This window comes from Paenibacillus sp. TAB_01 (genome assembly GCF_043945595.1).
Classification (GTDB): domain Bacteria; phylum Bacillota; class Bacilli; order Paenibacillales; family NBRC-103111; genus Paenibacillus_S.
In genome coordinates this window covers 6,063,750-6,076,464 of the sequence record NZ_JBIFNP010000001.1, presented here as the reverse complement: position 1 = coordinate 6,076,464, position 12,715 = coordinate 6,063,750, and the positions used below count along the sequence as shown (strand labels likewise).

Annotated in this window: 16 protein-coding genes and 1 pseudogene; 12 read left to right on the top strand and 5 right to left on the bottom strand. The window is 56.0% G+C overall.

Going from position 1 to position 12,715, the window contains the following annotated elements; genetic code table 11:
- The first annotated feature begins 46 nt into the window (after positions 1-46).
- From ACHHV8_RS29620 to trxA, 6 genes and pseudogenes are all read left to right on the top strand, one after another.
- Entirely contained in the window at positions 47-787 is a 741-nt protein-coding gene (locus ACHHV8_RS29620) for an ABC transporter permease (RefSeq protein ID WP_395162870.1), read from the top strand.
- Positions 788-789: 2 nt separating this feature from the next.
- Positions 790-1,956: a sensor histidine kinase gene (locus tag ACHHV8_RS29615; RefSeq protein ID WP_395162869.1), complete on the top strand. Its 1,167-nt coding sequence runs from the start codon at positions 790-792 to the stop codon at positions 1,954-1,956.
- Positions 1,953-2,555, top strand: coding sequence for a response regulator transcription factor (locus ACHHV8_RS29610; protein WP_395162868.1), 603 nt, complete (start codon positions 1,953-1,955; stop codon positions 2,553-2,555). The genes ACHHV8_RS29615 and ACHHV8_RS29610 overlap by 4 nt, the downstream gene beginning before the upstream one ends.
- 146 nt (positions 2,556-2,701) lie before the next feature.
- Positions 2,702-3,130: an RrF2 family transcriptional regulator gene (locus ACHHV8_RS29605; RefSeq protein ID WP_395162867.1), complete on the top strand. Its 429-nt coding sequence runs from the start codon at positions 2,702-2,704 to the stop codon at positions 3,128-3,130.
- Between the two features lie 215 nt (positions 3,131-3,345).
- Positions 3,346-3,732 (top strand): hypothetical protein, encoded by a 387-nt coding sequence (locus tag ACHHV8_RS29600; protein WP_395162866.1) that lies wholly within the window; start codon positions 3,346-3,348, stop codon positions 3,730-3,732.
- A gap of 57 nt (positions 3,733-3,789) precedes the next feature.
- Positions 3,790-4,111 (top strand): annotated as a pseudogene (trxA, locus tag ACHHV8_RS29595) (thioredoxin).
- A 123-nt stretch (positions 4,112-4,234) separates the two neighbouring features.
- Here the strand turns inward: trxA and ACHHV8_RS29590 are convergent.
- From ACHHV8_RS29590 to ACHHV8_RS29570, 5 genes are all read right to left on the bottom strand, one after another.
- Positions 4,235-5,119 carry an ABC transporter permease gene (locus tag ACHHV8_RS29590; protein ID WP_395162865.1) on the bottom strand — a complete coding sequence of 295 codons (885 nt, stop codon included), beginning with the start codon at positions 5,117-5,119 and terminating at the stop codon, positions 4,235-4,237.
- Positions 5,116-6,078: an ABC transporter ATP-binding protein gene (locus ACHHV8_RS29585; RefSeq protein WP_395163661.1), complete on the bottom strand. Its 963-nt coding sequence runs from the start codon at positions 6,076-6,078 to the stop codon at positions 5,116-5,118. The genes ACHHV8_RS29590 and ACHHV8_RS29585 overlap by 4 nt, the downstream gene beginning before the upstream one ends.
- A 2-nt stretch (positions 6,079-6,080) precedes the next feature.
- Positions 6,081-6,350, bottom strand: coding sequence for a hypothetical protein (locus tag ACHHV8_RS29580; protein WP_395162864.1), 270 nt, complete (start codon positions 6,348-6,350; stop codon positions 6,081-6,083).
- Positions 6,332-7,246: a hypothetical protein gene (locus tag ACHHV8_RS29575; RefSeq protein WP_395162863.1), complete on the bottom strand. Its 915-nt coding sequence runs from the start codon at positions 7,244-7,246 to the stop codon at positions 6,332-6,334. Before ACHHV8_RS29575 ends, ACHHV8_RS29580 begins: the two co-directional genes overlap by 19 nt.
- Before the next feature lie 171 nt (positions 7,247-7,417).
- The gene (locus ACHHV8_RS29570; protein ID WP_395162862.1) at positions 7,418-7,951 is read right to left on the bottom strand and encodes a sigma-70 family RNA polymerase sigma factor; all 534 of its coding nucleotides are present in this window, start codon (positions 7,949-7,951) and stop codon (positions 7,418-7,420) included.
- Positions 7,952-8,494: 543 nt separating this feature from the next.
- Between ACHHV8_RS29570 and ACHHV8_RS29565 the strand changes: the two genes are divergently transcribed.
- The 6 genes from ACHHV8_RS29565 (at position 8,495) to ACHHV8_RS29540 (ending at position 12,712) form a co-directional block, all read left to right on the top strand.
- Complete coding sequence (locus ACHHV8_RS29565; protein ID WP_395162861.1) at positions 8,495-9,265, top strand: DODA-type extradiol aromatic ring-opening family dioxygenase; 771 nt, start codon at positions 8,495-8,497, stop codon at positions 9,263-9,265.
- A 142-nt stretch (positions 9,266-9,407) separates the two neighbouring features.
- Entirely contained in the window at positions 9,408-9,662 is a 255-nt protein-coding gene (locus ACHHV8_RS29560) for a hypothetical protein (protein WP_395162860.1), read from the top strand.
- 114 nt (positions 9,663-9,776) lie between these two features.
- Positions 9,777-10,634: a sugar phosphate isomerase/epimerase family protein gene (locus ACHHV8_RS29555; RefSeq protein WP_395162859.1), complete on the top strand. Its 858-nt coding sequence runs from the start codon at positions 9,777-9,779 to the stop codon at positions 10,632-10,634.
- 64 nt (positions 10,635-10,698) lie between these two features.
- A complete protein-coding gene (locus tag ACHHV8_RS29550; RefSeq protein ID WP_395162858.1) occupies positions 10,699-10,824 on the top strand; it encodes a hypothetical protein in 126 nt (41 codons plus the stop codon).
- A 231-nt stretch (positions 10,825-11,055) separates the two neighbouring features.
- Entirely contained in the window at positions 11,056-11,277 is a 222-nt protein-coding gene (locus ACHHV8_RS29545) for a DUF2905 domain-containing protein (protein WP_395162857.1), read from the top strand.
- Positions 11,278-11,557: 280 nt separating this feature from the next.
- Complete coding sequence (locus tag ACHHV8_RS29540) at positions 11,558-12,712, top strand: DUF3048 domain-containing protein (protein WP_395162856.1); 1,155 nt, start codon at positions 11,558-11,560, stop codon at positions 12,710-12,712.
- The last annotated feature ends 3 nt before the right edge of the window (positions 12,713-12,715 follow it).

Below are 12,715 nucleotides of genomic sequence, written 5' to 3'. Positions count from 1 at the left end.
GATGGAATGATTCATCCATGCCGATCCATACTAAGGAGGGATATCCATGCAAGCAATGCTGGCTCAATGCAAAGCGGAGCTGCTGAGAACGGTCCGCAATCGCAAATTTGTCGTGATGGCTTTGCTGATGCCGATTATTTTTTACTTTATTTTTACCAGCACGATTGATGCCGATACAGATATAGGCGGTGTGGAGTGGAAGGCGTACTATTTGATGTCCATGACGGTGTTCGGAGTTATTGGCGGCAGCCTGAATACGATCGGCATTCGTTTCGCACAGGAACGAAGGCAGGGCTGGGTGCAGCTGCTCCGAATTACGCCGCTGCCGACGGCAACGTATATTTTTTCAAAAATAGCCGCCCAGCTCGTGCTTAATCTCGGCACGATCGTGCTGATGTTCCTGATCGGGGCGCTGTTTCGGGGCGTTCATTTAACGGCGTGGCAGTGGATTGGCAGCGGACTTTGGATCTGGCTCGGGGTGATGCCCTTTCTGGCGCTCGGGACGCTCATAGGGACGATTCGCAGCGTAGAGGCCGTTCAGGTCATTTCGCAAATACTGTTTATGGCGATGTCGGCGCTCGGGGGCCTGTGGATGCCGATGCAGACGATGCCGGTGCTGATGCAAAAAATAGCGCTCTGGCTTCCGTCTTACCGTTACGGCCAAGGCGCCTGGAACATCATCGGCGGCGGAGCGGTCGATTGGATAGGAGTCACGGTACTTGCGGCATACGTGCTTCTTTTTATGGTACTATCATCGTATATCATGAAACGACAGGAAGCGGTTTGAGCATGAAACAAGAGAAAAAGATGCGGCCGTTCGAGAAAGGCTCCAGCATCTTCCAAATGGTGTGGCTTGTTTATTTGATTTCGCCGATCTATAGCATTTTACAGCAGCCGGCTCACCAGATGTGGGTCGGTCTTGCGGTTCTCTCCGTATTTATAGCGGCGACGCTTATCGCCTATTGGGATGTAAAGCGCCGGCTGGCATATGTACTGCTGATGATGGCTATTATCATTTATTTCTGCATCTACTATGATTTGAATTTTTGGTTCCTGGGCTTCTATTGCGCTCCGCTGATCGCCCTGCTCCCTTCACTGACGCAGTTTTATGTAGGGATGGGCAGCATGCTGGGACTGTTTGCTTGGGTGGTCGGCTACCATTTGAATAAATTTAGCGCGGATGAAATGGTCATCTTCCTGCCCTCTGCTATTCTGATGTTCGCGCTCCCCATGCTTATGCGCTGGGGGATGCGTGCGAAAGAGCTGAGGAAGAAGCTGAACACAGCCAATGAGGAAATAGCCAGGCTGATCAAGAACGAGGAGCGGCAGCGCATTTCCCGCGACCTGCACGATACGCTCGGACACACCTTGTCGCTCATCACGCTGAAAAGCGAGCTGGCCGAAAAGCTGATCGCTAAAAATCCGGAGCGCGCCGTCCAGGAGGTTAAGGACATTCAAGCCACATCGAGGGCGGCACTGAAGCAGGTGAGGGAGCTTGTCTCCGGGATGAACGCGATCTCGGTCGATCAGGAGCTTCGCCATGCGGAACAGCTACTGACGGCGGCAGGGATCGGTCTTACGGTTCGCGGCACGGTAGAAAGCCTGGACGCACCGCCGCTGATCCAAAATATTTTGGGAATGTGTCTGCGTGAGGCCGTTACGAATGTGGTAAAGCACAGCAAGGCAAAGCACTGCAGGATTGAGTTGACCGCAATGCCCGAGAGGATCGGGCTGACGATCAGCGATGACGGCGTCGGCAGCTGCTGCGGCAAAGAAACGGCGCATGCCTCCTCCTCGGGCCGAGGGCTGCTCGGAATGAAGGAGCGTTTGGAGCTGATCGAAGGGAAGCTGGAATTTCACTCGGTTCATGACTCTGACCATGACGGACGGGAGCCGACAGGAACGACGCTGCATATGACTATACCAAGAATCAGGAAGGGAGATACCGGGAGATGAGGGTGATCGTTGCGGAGGATCAAGGGATGCTGCGCGGGGCGCTGAGCGCGCTGCTGGATTTGGAGGACGATGTGGAGGTCGTCGGGCAGGCCGAGGACGGGGAACAGGCGCTGCAGCTGATTCTGGAGCTAAGTCCGGATGTATGCATTATGGATATCGAAATGCCGAAGCTGACCGGATTGGATGTGGCGGAGAAGCTGAAAGAGCTGAACCATCCGTGCAAGGTTGTTATTCTGACAACCTTCTCCCGAACAGGCTACTTCCAAAGGGCGATGAAAGCGGGTATCCACGGCTATTTGTTGAAGGATTCGCCTATCGATGAGCTGGGGAATGCGCTGCGCAAGGTGCAGACCGGGGGCAGAGCCATCAGTCCGGAGCTGTCCTTGTCGTTCTGGGAAGCGGAGAATCCGCTGACGGAGCGGGAGCAGGAGGTGCTGCAGCTGGTGGCGCAAGGCTTGAGCGCGAATGAAATTGCAGGCAAGCTTTTTTTGTCGGGAGGTACGGTGCGCAATTACGTATCGGAAATTATGCAGAAGCTGGAGGCCAAGAACCGGATTGAAGCGATCAGCATCGCCGAAAAGAACGGATGGCTGCAGTAGCAAGCCTGCCGCGCGGCATATAGCGTGGATCCATTACGTCTGCGGTTACGGTGCGCCTATTGACAATATTAACTGTAATTAATATAATAACAGTAAGCAGGGGAACAACACGGATCCTTTAGCGATTGCGTCAGGAGGTCATTCAAGTGAATAGCGAGTTTACCATAGCGGTTCATAGTTTGGTGCTCCTCGCTTATCGGCCTGACCATATGGCAACTAGCGACATGATCGCCCATAATGTCTGTACCCATCCCGCTCGCGTTCGCAAAGTGATGGCCACGCTTCGCAAGCAGGGCTATGTGGCTGCGAAGGAAGGGATCGGCGGGGGATTTCTGCTTCACTGTAACCCTGATGAGGTAACGCTGGCCGAGATTTACCGGCTGACCTCCATGGGCTCCGTCAAGCCGGGCTGGTGCTCGGGCGACGAGGAGCAGGATTGTATGATCGCGTGCAATATGGCCACGGTGATGGATCATATTTTTTCCGGAGCCGAGAAACAGCTGATCGATTATTTCGGTCAGTGGACGATACGGGATGTACTGGAGCAAGTCCGCAAGGAGCAGCAGAGCAAGTAGCCGCTGCTGATTTTCCAGACAAACTGTACTTGTTTTTGTTTCAGTATGACAACCATGTTTTGAAATGGGCGGTTGCGGGTAATAAGCAGCAGGTAGCAGCTTAAGAACGGCAGGTGCAGCTGCACTTCGTGGTTCCCAAACTGTTATCGATAAAGTTTCAGTTGGGCCTGCTGATCCGGTAACGGAGAAGCATAAGAGAGAGGAGAGTGGAAGGCATGGCACATTCCATGAATATGTGGATTCACAACGGCGATTGGGTTAGCGGAACCTCCAAGGAGGATGAACGTTTCATCGGTTACGTAGAGTCGGTTGACGCTTACGGAACGGTGAAGGTTCGCGTGACGCAATGCGATCATACCGAAGCGGTCGGTGAGATCGTCGAAAGCTCCCTGGCCCGGCTGGAGAAAATGAGCGAGGAAATCCAGATGGACGAAGCGGATTTAAAAGCGATGATGGATCTGGCGCTGATGACCCGCGACAAAGCCTGGTTCGAAGACTTGTACTCCGCACTTCGGATGGTTCAGTTCCAGTCGAAGCCGCATACCGGCAAGGATAGAGGAACCTCCTTCGGTACAGGCGGACGCCGAGTGACGATTGATTAACCGGATCTAACATGATTCACATATATATTTTATGACCTACAAAAAGGAGTGTTTACGATGGCATTGATCAAAGTGGAAGACCAAAACTTCAAAGAAACCATCTCGCAGGAAGGTGTCGTGCTGGTCGATTTCTGGGCCCCTTGGTGCGGTCACTTGCAAAATGATTGGGCCGGTACTGGAGGAAATGAGCGGCCAATTGGGCGATAAGCTGACCATTGCCAAAATGAACGTGGACGACAATCCGGAAACTCCGGGATCGCTTGGCGTCATGAGTATTCCTACGTTGAAACTATACAAAAACGGCGTCGAGGTTTCTTCCGTCGTAGGCTTCAAGCCGCTTGCGGATATGATGGCTTGGGTGCAGCCGCATTTGAATTAATTGCAAGGACCTGTAAAAGGTATCCGAGCATCACGATAAACAGCCGCAGTCACGTCTCCTCCATTGGAGGCGGTGACTGCGGCTGTTTTCTGTTTCTTCTGCTCAACCGTTTTGCTGACGCAGTTAAAAATCTTTGCGCCGGAATAAGAGCAATCCCGCGGCCAAGGCAGCCGCTGTATAGCATGCGGCGTAGATCAAGAAAGCGTTGGAGGGGATCTCGCCCAGTCCAAGCGGACCCAGGTTATTGATCCGGACGAGACTCTGCAGCTCGGCCAGGGAGAACATCTCCGCCAGCATCCGCTGCTGAATGGAATCGGCGGGCATGGCCAGGGACATGAGACCGGCAATCAGATGCAGCGGCTTCAGCGTCGTGTTATTTTCCAGCTGCATAGTGGAGGTTACTTTCTCGATCATGCCTCCGAGCCAGCCTGCACCGAACAGCATGGTCATAAATACGCCGTTGCCGATTGCTGAAAAAACGCAGGAGCCGAGCATGGATACCGACACCAGCATGGGTACGACGGAAGCGAACAGCAGGAACGATTTGAGCAGGGAAACGAAATCCCCGGGAATGCTGGAATGAATTTTAGTAATCAGCAGTATGGCGATAAACAAAAAGGCGGCATAGCCGGCGCCGAGGCTGACATAGCCGATCCAGCGGCCCATATACCAGCGCCAGCGGGCGAGCGGGCGCGGAAGCATCGCTTGCAGTACTCCCTGCTCCGCTTCGCCGGCAACGGTCGAGAACGAGCTGAAGATGGACAGGAAGGCGATGACGAAAGCGCCGAAAAAGAAGCCGAGGCTCAGCGTAATGGCCCCGATCTGGTATAGCTCAATCAGATGGCTCATGCTGGTGGGGTCCGCCGGCTCGCCCCGGCCCAATCTTTCGCCGAGCGTGTCGGCAACAAACCAGAAGGCCAGCAGAAAAACAAGCGTCATAAAAAACGTCAGAAGCAGAACGCGCTTGCGCAGCAATTCTTTCCAGGTCATTCCGATGATCGTCATCATGCGCGTTCCCCCCTGTGGCTAAGACCGGATAAGGTGTTTTTAAACCATTCGTCGAGCCTTGTTTTCGATTTCTTCACTTCATACAAGGTCATTCCCTGCTCCACAATAAGGCTGTTCAGCCAGCCGGCCTGCTCGTCGTCCGTCAACTCCGCTTCAAGCCATACGGCGTCGCTGTATGGCGGAAGGGGCATGTCCGCGGCAAGGCCGATCGGGATTCCCGTCATTTGCGTCAGCCAGGGAAGCACAAACGGCGTGAACCCGCCGACACGAAGGTGCCAGCGGGTTTTCTCCTGCAGCACCTCGGCCACAGTGCCGGTGTGCAGGATTTGTCCGTTATTCAAAAGAGCGACGCGGTCGCAGAGCAGCTCCACATCCTCCAGCAGGTGCGAGTTCAAGAAGATCGTCTTCCCCTGCCGGCGCAGCTGCTGCAGCAGCTGGCGCACCTCCATGCGTCCGATCGGATCGAGGGCGGAGGAGGGCTCGTCCAGGAAGACAAGCTGCGGATCGTTCAGAAGCGCGCAGGCCAGCCCGAGACGCTGCTGCATGCCCTTGGAGTAATGCTTGACGCGGTCCCGTCCCCGAAGCCCGATCCCTACCTGATCGAGCAGCTCGCGTATGCGCTTCTTGGCAGCGGTACGGTCCAGGCCGCAAAGCTTGGCATGCAGCTCGAGCACTTCCTCGCCGCTCAGCCATTCCTGATACCGGTACAGCTCGGGCAGGTAGCCGAAGTGGCGGCGTGCCTCCAGCGTGCCGATGGTATGGCCCATGATCGAAGCCTGGCCGCCCGTAGGACGGATCAAGCCGACGAGCATTTTGACGAACGTGCTCTTGCCGGCCCCGTTCGGGCCGAGGAAGCCGAAGGCTTCCCCTGTGCCGATCGAGAGCGTAATGCCGCGGCAGCCGCGGCCGTTGCCGTAATCCTTGCTTAATCCTTGAGCCTCAATCACGGGAGTGTTCATTTTCACGAGCGGATCAGCTCCGATACTTTATCCAGCAGCGCTTGGCGGGTAGGCAGGGCGTTGCCGCCGTCCAGCCGCAGCAGCTGGCCGCGGTCTACCCAGGTGGCGCTGTAGGCCGTTTCTTTGCCGTACCTGGAAGTGATAATAATGACGTCACGGCCGTCGACGCTCGTTTTCTTGGTTTGTCCGTTTGCGATAACCGGCATCGGAATGGCGCCGCCGTTCAGCACATTCGCGTTCTGCAAGCTTTCCTTCAACGATTCCGGAAGCATCGGGAACTGCAGTAACGCATCCAGCGCTTCGGAAACCGGGATGGAAGGATCCACCGTAAGGGTCGGTACAGGCTGCTGGGACAGAGAGTAGCCAGGGACCGCTTATCCGCGGCATCGTTCTGTACATACAGATGAACGGCTTCCCCGGTTTCCAGCGTAATCGGCTTTCCGTTTACCGAAACGGGAAGAAGCTTTGTCGCGCCGAGACGGCTCATCGCCTTGTTGACCTCATCCACATTCATTTTGAAAGTAATCGAACTGGACGGCGAGACATAAAGGGAGCGGTTTGCGGCATCGTATTCCTTCGGGATGAATACCTTATGTCCGAGCTTCTTGGAGGCTTCCTCAATACTCATTTCTCCGTAGGCTGTACCAGAAGCATGAGTAAACGTGCCGAATTTGTTGACGGCTTCCCGTGACTTGCCGTCTTCGAAGGCCCCGTTCAGAATCGCCGTCAAATCGTTCTCCTGCACTACGGTGACCTGCTGCATCCGGAATTTGTTCAGGATAGCGGCCAGCGCCTCGTTCCCCGAAGGGGTAGCGATGACGACGGTCAGTACGATAGCGGCTGCGGCACCGCCGATCCATTTTTTATGCTTTTGCATCCAGCCGAGGGCCGGGCGGCTCTTCTTGGCGGAATCGCCTACCGCCGCCGTATTCGGCTCGGCGGTCAGCCCATGCAAGGCCGGGCCGCTTGCGGCAGAAGGTTCCGCGGCCGCGTTCAGCAGCGGCAGAGCCGTCGCGGAAGCCATTGCTGCCAGCGGGGGCTGTTCTGCAGGGCGCTCTTCCGACCAGCGGGACCACTGCTCCGCTTTCGGCTCCTGCGCCAGCTTATTTTGTAATCGGGACCAAGCGTCGTCGGTCAGCTCCCGGTCGGTCTTGTTATATTCGCTCATCGTTTGTTTCCTCCTAAAGTTTGCGTTTGCAATAGCCTGCTTCACCAGTAAAGTGTTCGGCTGCTCGAAGATAATGAACAGCAAATCAAGGAGCAGGCTTTCCGGGCATCTTCGATTGCCTGCCTTGCTTCTCCGGCTTGTATAGCTTCGGCCGGGCCGGCAGGCTCCAGGCTAATCCAGCTGGGCCTGCGCCTGCGTCTCGACATGACGCCGAAGGCGGGCGGTCGCACGATGCAGCAGCGTGCCGACGAGCGGCGGCTTCACCTGCAGCTGCTCGGCGATTTCCGCGTAGCTGTAGCCGGAATAGCGGAGCAGCAGCACTTTGCGGTCGCGCTCCGGCAGCTCGTCGAGCCATTCGCGCACCTCTTCTTGATCGAGCTGCCGCATCAGCAGCTGCTCGTTGGAGGGCTGCTGCCCGCCGTCGCCTACGCTGAGCAGGTTAAGCGTCTGCTTTTCCTGCAGCGCTCGCTCGCGGCCTTTTTTCTCTAAATAGTCGTAAGCAATGCGTGTCAGCACCCGGTGCAGCCAAGCGCCCATCGTGGCAGGCTCCTCCGGCGGATTGCGGTACAGGCGTAAAAACACCTCCTGTGCCAAATCCTCGGCGGCCGCCTCATCACGGATAAGCCCGATCAGCTTGCGGCGCACCGTTGGGTAATGTATATAAAACGTTTCGCGAAAAAAATCGGTTGTTGCGGTTGGTTCCAATGGATTTATCCTCCTTTCAGCTGCAGCTATACATAAGACGGAGGCCGCCCGGTTTTTATAGCACGGGGCGACAGATTGGCGAATTTTTCATGCCGGATGTTCGGCTTCCCTGCTGTTATTGTATCAAAAACAGGCGCAGGCCATATGGCAGCGCGGGCAAATAAAAGCGGATCAAAGCCGGTATGTGGAGTTCGACCGACTGGCTTGCGCCTCTAATCAATGCTTTGTTGATTATAGAAGCGGTCCATACTCTTCGTTTATTTTCGGCGCTTTAGCCGCGCTGGAGCTTTTTTTAGAGTAAAATAAAAGGATAACGTTGACGGGAATGCAGACTTGGCTGCAGGCAGGCGCCGTGAGGGTTACTTCAGGCTTGGCTGCCCGTACGGCGGGGCAGCTTTTCCGGCTAAACTTTCCGGCAAGAGGCAGCGGCTGTCAACGCCGGTTCGGGTCGAAACAGGCATGGATCGACCCGCGCGCGTATAAGTATGTAGATAGCATATTCGTAAATGACCGAAATTCGTTTGAAAAGGAGCCGGCCTATTCATGTACCCCACCTTGTTTGTCGCCCATGGCACGCCTTCTCTGGCATTGGAAAACAATGCATATACCCGATTTCTGCGCAATATAGGGATCCTGCTGCCAAAGCCGCAGGCCGTCGTCGTCGTCAGCGCGCATTGGGAAAGCGCCGTGCAGCTCATCTCGAGTGCGCCGCGGCCGGAAACGATGTATGATTTTTTCGGCTTCGAGGAGCCTTTGTACGAGATCGTTTATCCCGCGGAGGGCTGTCTCCCGATTAGTCTGGAGATTCAAGAGCTGCTGACGGCTGAAGGCATTCGCTGCGAGCTGAATGAAAAGCGCGGATTGGATCACGGGGCCTGGTCGGTTCTCCGTTTTCTTTATCCGAATGCGGACGTGCCGATTATCGCACTGTCGGTCAATCCGAATCGGGTTCCGGAGGAGCAGTACCGGATCGGCAGAGCTTTATTGCCGATGCGGGAAAGGGGCGTCATGATCCTGAGCAGCGGAGGAACCGTGCACAATCTGGCCAAGCTGAAGTGGGAAACGACAGGCGGAGAAGCCTGGGCGATCGCTTTCGACAGATGGCTCGCTGAGCATATCCAGGTCTGGAATCTGGAGGCGCTGTTCGATTATGAGCGCAGAGCGCCTTATGTCTCGGACGCCGTACCGAGCGGGGAACACTTGCTGCCGTTATTTATCGCTATGGGAGCGGCGGATGGCAAACGCAAGGCGCGGCGGCTGCATCAGGAATATCAGAACCGGACGCTAAGCCTTGCGGCATGGATGTTTCAATGACAGTGAAGCTGAAGGCGGAGCAGGCGAAGGCCATACGCGGCAAAAGTGGAAAGGGCGCTGGTGTGGAATGTTAATGGCCATGTAATGAGAAGTAGCCATTGCAGAGATTGCGACAATAACCGGCAGCTCTGGAGCGGCCGGCATGCTGGTGAAAAGAAACGGGAGAAGCAGGAAGAGCGAAGGTTCTTCACGGGGAGCGAATCCCGAGCGCTGCTGCGGCTCTGCGTGGCGGCCGGTCGAGCCGGCCGAACCCTACGCTTGGGTGCGTGCTGAGAGCGGCAGAGCGCAGGTACTGCGGCTGTTCGGCTGCCCGGCGAGGGCTGCTTTGCAGGACAAGCAGGGGGGATTTTTTTGCTGGCAGGCTCATGGAAAAGCAGCGCTGTCCCCTTTTAAATAATCTGAAAATTGCGAATGTTCACGTTAACATAGATAAAAAATCGAACCCCTGTTATACTTTTAAGTAGAAACGACAAGCTAATATGAAGTTTAAAAATAGGCTGGAGGTTCAACCATGAAACTATCCGTGTTTACTGTAGTTACACCTGATCTGACCCCTGAAGAGCTGGCGGCTGCCGCCAAAGAAGCGGGGATTGACGGAATCGAATGGCGTTTTAAAGAAGTCGCACCTGAGCTTAAAGATGAGAAGCCGTCCTTCTGGCGCAACAATCTCTGCTCCATCGATCCTTCCGCAACGGATGCCGAGCTGGAGAAATTCGTCCAAGCCGCTCAAACGAACGGTTTGCAGGCGGTTAGCGTAACGCCATATTTGCAAGCGGGCGATCTGGCCGCTACGGAGCGCGTGCTGCAGGTAGCCCAGAAGCTGGGTGCAAGCATGATTCGCGTAGGAGTGCCGAACTATGATGGCTCGAAGCATTTTAACGAGCTGTTCGAGCTTGAGATTCAATACCTGGAAGGCGTTGAGAAGCTGGCCAAGCAGTACGGCATCAAATGTCTGGTGGAAACGCACCATAATACGATTGCGGCCAGCGCATCCGCGGCTTACCGTCTGGTCAGCAAATTCGATCCGAACCATATCGGCGTGCTGTTCGATCCGGGCAACATGGTTCATGAAGGCTATGAGAACTATCGTATGGGCATGGAGCTGCTTGGTCCTTACCTGGCTCATGTGCACATCAAAAATACAGGCTGGAAAAAGACAGAGGTTCGCGAGGATGGCTCGCAAGCCTGGACTTCCTACTGGGAGCCGAACCTGGAAGGTATCGTGAATTGGAAGCAAGTATTGAAGGACTTGAAGGAAATCGGCTACGACGGCTACCTGGGCGTCGAGGATTTCAGCTGCAAATACGAGTCCAAAGAGCTGCTCGTGCAGTACGGCAAAGAAGTGCGCGCGATCTTGGCTTCGATCTAATCGAATTATTCGATCTAAAGGCCCAAAGCCCCTGTTCATCGGATTTCTCCGACGGACGGGGGCTTTGGCGTTCCATATTATTCTGCTGGTAACGATCGCTGCCAGGCCGGAGCAGGGGCTGCAGGGCCAATATTCGCTGTGGAACTGCTTATACATCCTGCGCAGGACGAACCTCGTTCGTGCCGCTTAAAGCAGCTATATAGCGGCAATGGAGCGGTACGGTTGCCTCAGACGGGGCTGCATGCACGGGAGTGCCATGCCAGGCGTTCTTTTGCACAATACGGATGCCGCTTAGGCCCCGTTCTTCGGCGGTGCTTTTCCAAAATGGAGGGTTATCTTTCGGATGCGGGCAGGTATACTAGAGCTAGATACATTCTACAGACGGATACTTCCATAGATGGAAAGGAGGCCTCTTGAACCGATGAATCCGATAGCCAAGCTGCTTATTGTCGGGGGCGCCGTCATGATTGTGCTGGGCCTTTTGTGGGCGGCGGGAAGCAAGCTTCTTCCGCTCGGCAGACTGCCGGGCGATATTGTGGTGGAGAAGGAGCACGTCAAGTTTTATTTTCCTGTGGTGACTTGTATTGTCGTCAGTATCGTACTGTCGGGGATTATGTATGTCATCCGTTTGTTTATGAAATAAGCCGCTGACGGTGGCAGCTGAGCCGGGTCACTTTGAGACCCGGCTTTTCGGCATGCCTTGCGATGGTGTAGTTTGCAAAAGTCGAGGAGCTTTGGGACGGAATCGATTTGCAATGCAGGATACACAGGTTATTAGGAACGTAGTGAAGCCGTCTTGCATCTGGAATGTGGCGGGCTTCTGGATGGAAGGGTGGTTTATTTGAGAAGCGGCAGCATTTCTATTCTATTCCAAGTACTGGTAAAATATAGTTTAATAGACTACTTCCAAGCAGAGAGGAGAGATGGTTATGAGATTACAACAACGCCGCCCGGCTCTGCGCGGCATCGCCCGGCGCGGCTGGGCGCTCGCGCTGGCGGGCGCTCTGCTGGCCTGCACCGCGGCCGGCTGCCAAAGCGGCGACGCCCCTGCCACGGGCGTCCAGGAGCCTCCCGCCCCCGCGGCTGCCCCGCAGGGAGGGGGCGCGCCATCCACGCCGGCGGCAGTGCAGCAGCCGGCGTACCGCTTCCCGCTGACGGGCCAGGTCAGCGCAAAGCCCGTTCATGACCGGCCGGTGGCGGTCATGGTAGAGAACGCGCCGCAGGCGCGGCCGCAAAGCGGGCTCGACCAGGCCGATCTCGTTTACGAGATCCTGGCCGAAGGCGAGGTGACGCGCTTTGTGGCGGTATACCAGGCGCAGGCGCCGAAGGTGATTGGGCCGGTGCGCAGCATTCGGCCGTACTTCGTCGAGCTGGGCGAAGCGCTCGACGCCGTGATCGTCCATGCGGGCTGGAGCCAGGACGCGATGGACCTGATGGCGGAGCACAAGCTCAACCATCTGGACGAGGTGTACGGGGACGGCGCTTATTATTGGCGGTCCAGCGAGCGGAAAATGCCGCATAATTTGTATACGAGCCTGGAGAAGATCCGCGAAGGCGCAGTGAATAAAAAGTTCCGCGAGCAGTGGCGGGCGCCGGAGGCGGCCTTCACCTTCGCTGGAACGGCAGCTGCGGCCTCGGTTCCTGCCGGAGCGTCGGCACCGCCGCAAGCTGGAGCCGGCACTGCCGCCAAAGCAGGGACGGCCGCGAATAAGGTGACCATGAACTACTTGCTGGGCTATAACGTCTCGTACGTATACGATGCGGTTACCGGCCTGTACCAACGCTTCATGGAGGGTGAACCCCATCTTGACAAGGAAACGGGGAAGCAGCTGACGGCGGCTAACATTCTCGTCTGCGAGAGCAAGCATCAGGTGCTCGACAACGCAGGCAGACGCGCCGTGGATGTCCGGGGCCAGGGCAAAGGCTATCTGATCCAGGCAGGCCGGATGCAGGAGGTCACCTGGGAGCTGAAGAACGGCGTGATTCGCGGTTACATCAACGGTCAGGAGGCCGAGATGCTCCCGGGGCAGACCTGGATTCAAGTCATTCCGGAAGGCTATGGCGTCCAGACTGAATAGGTT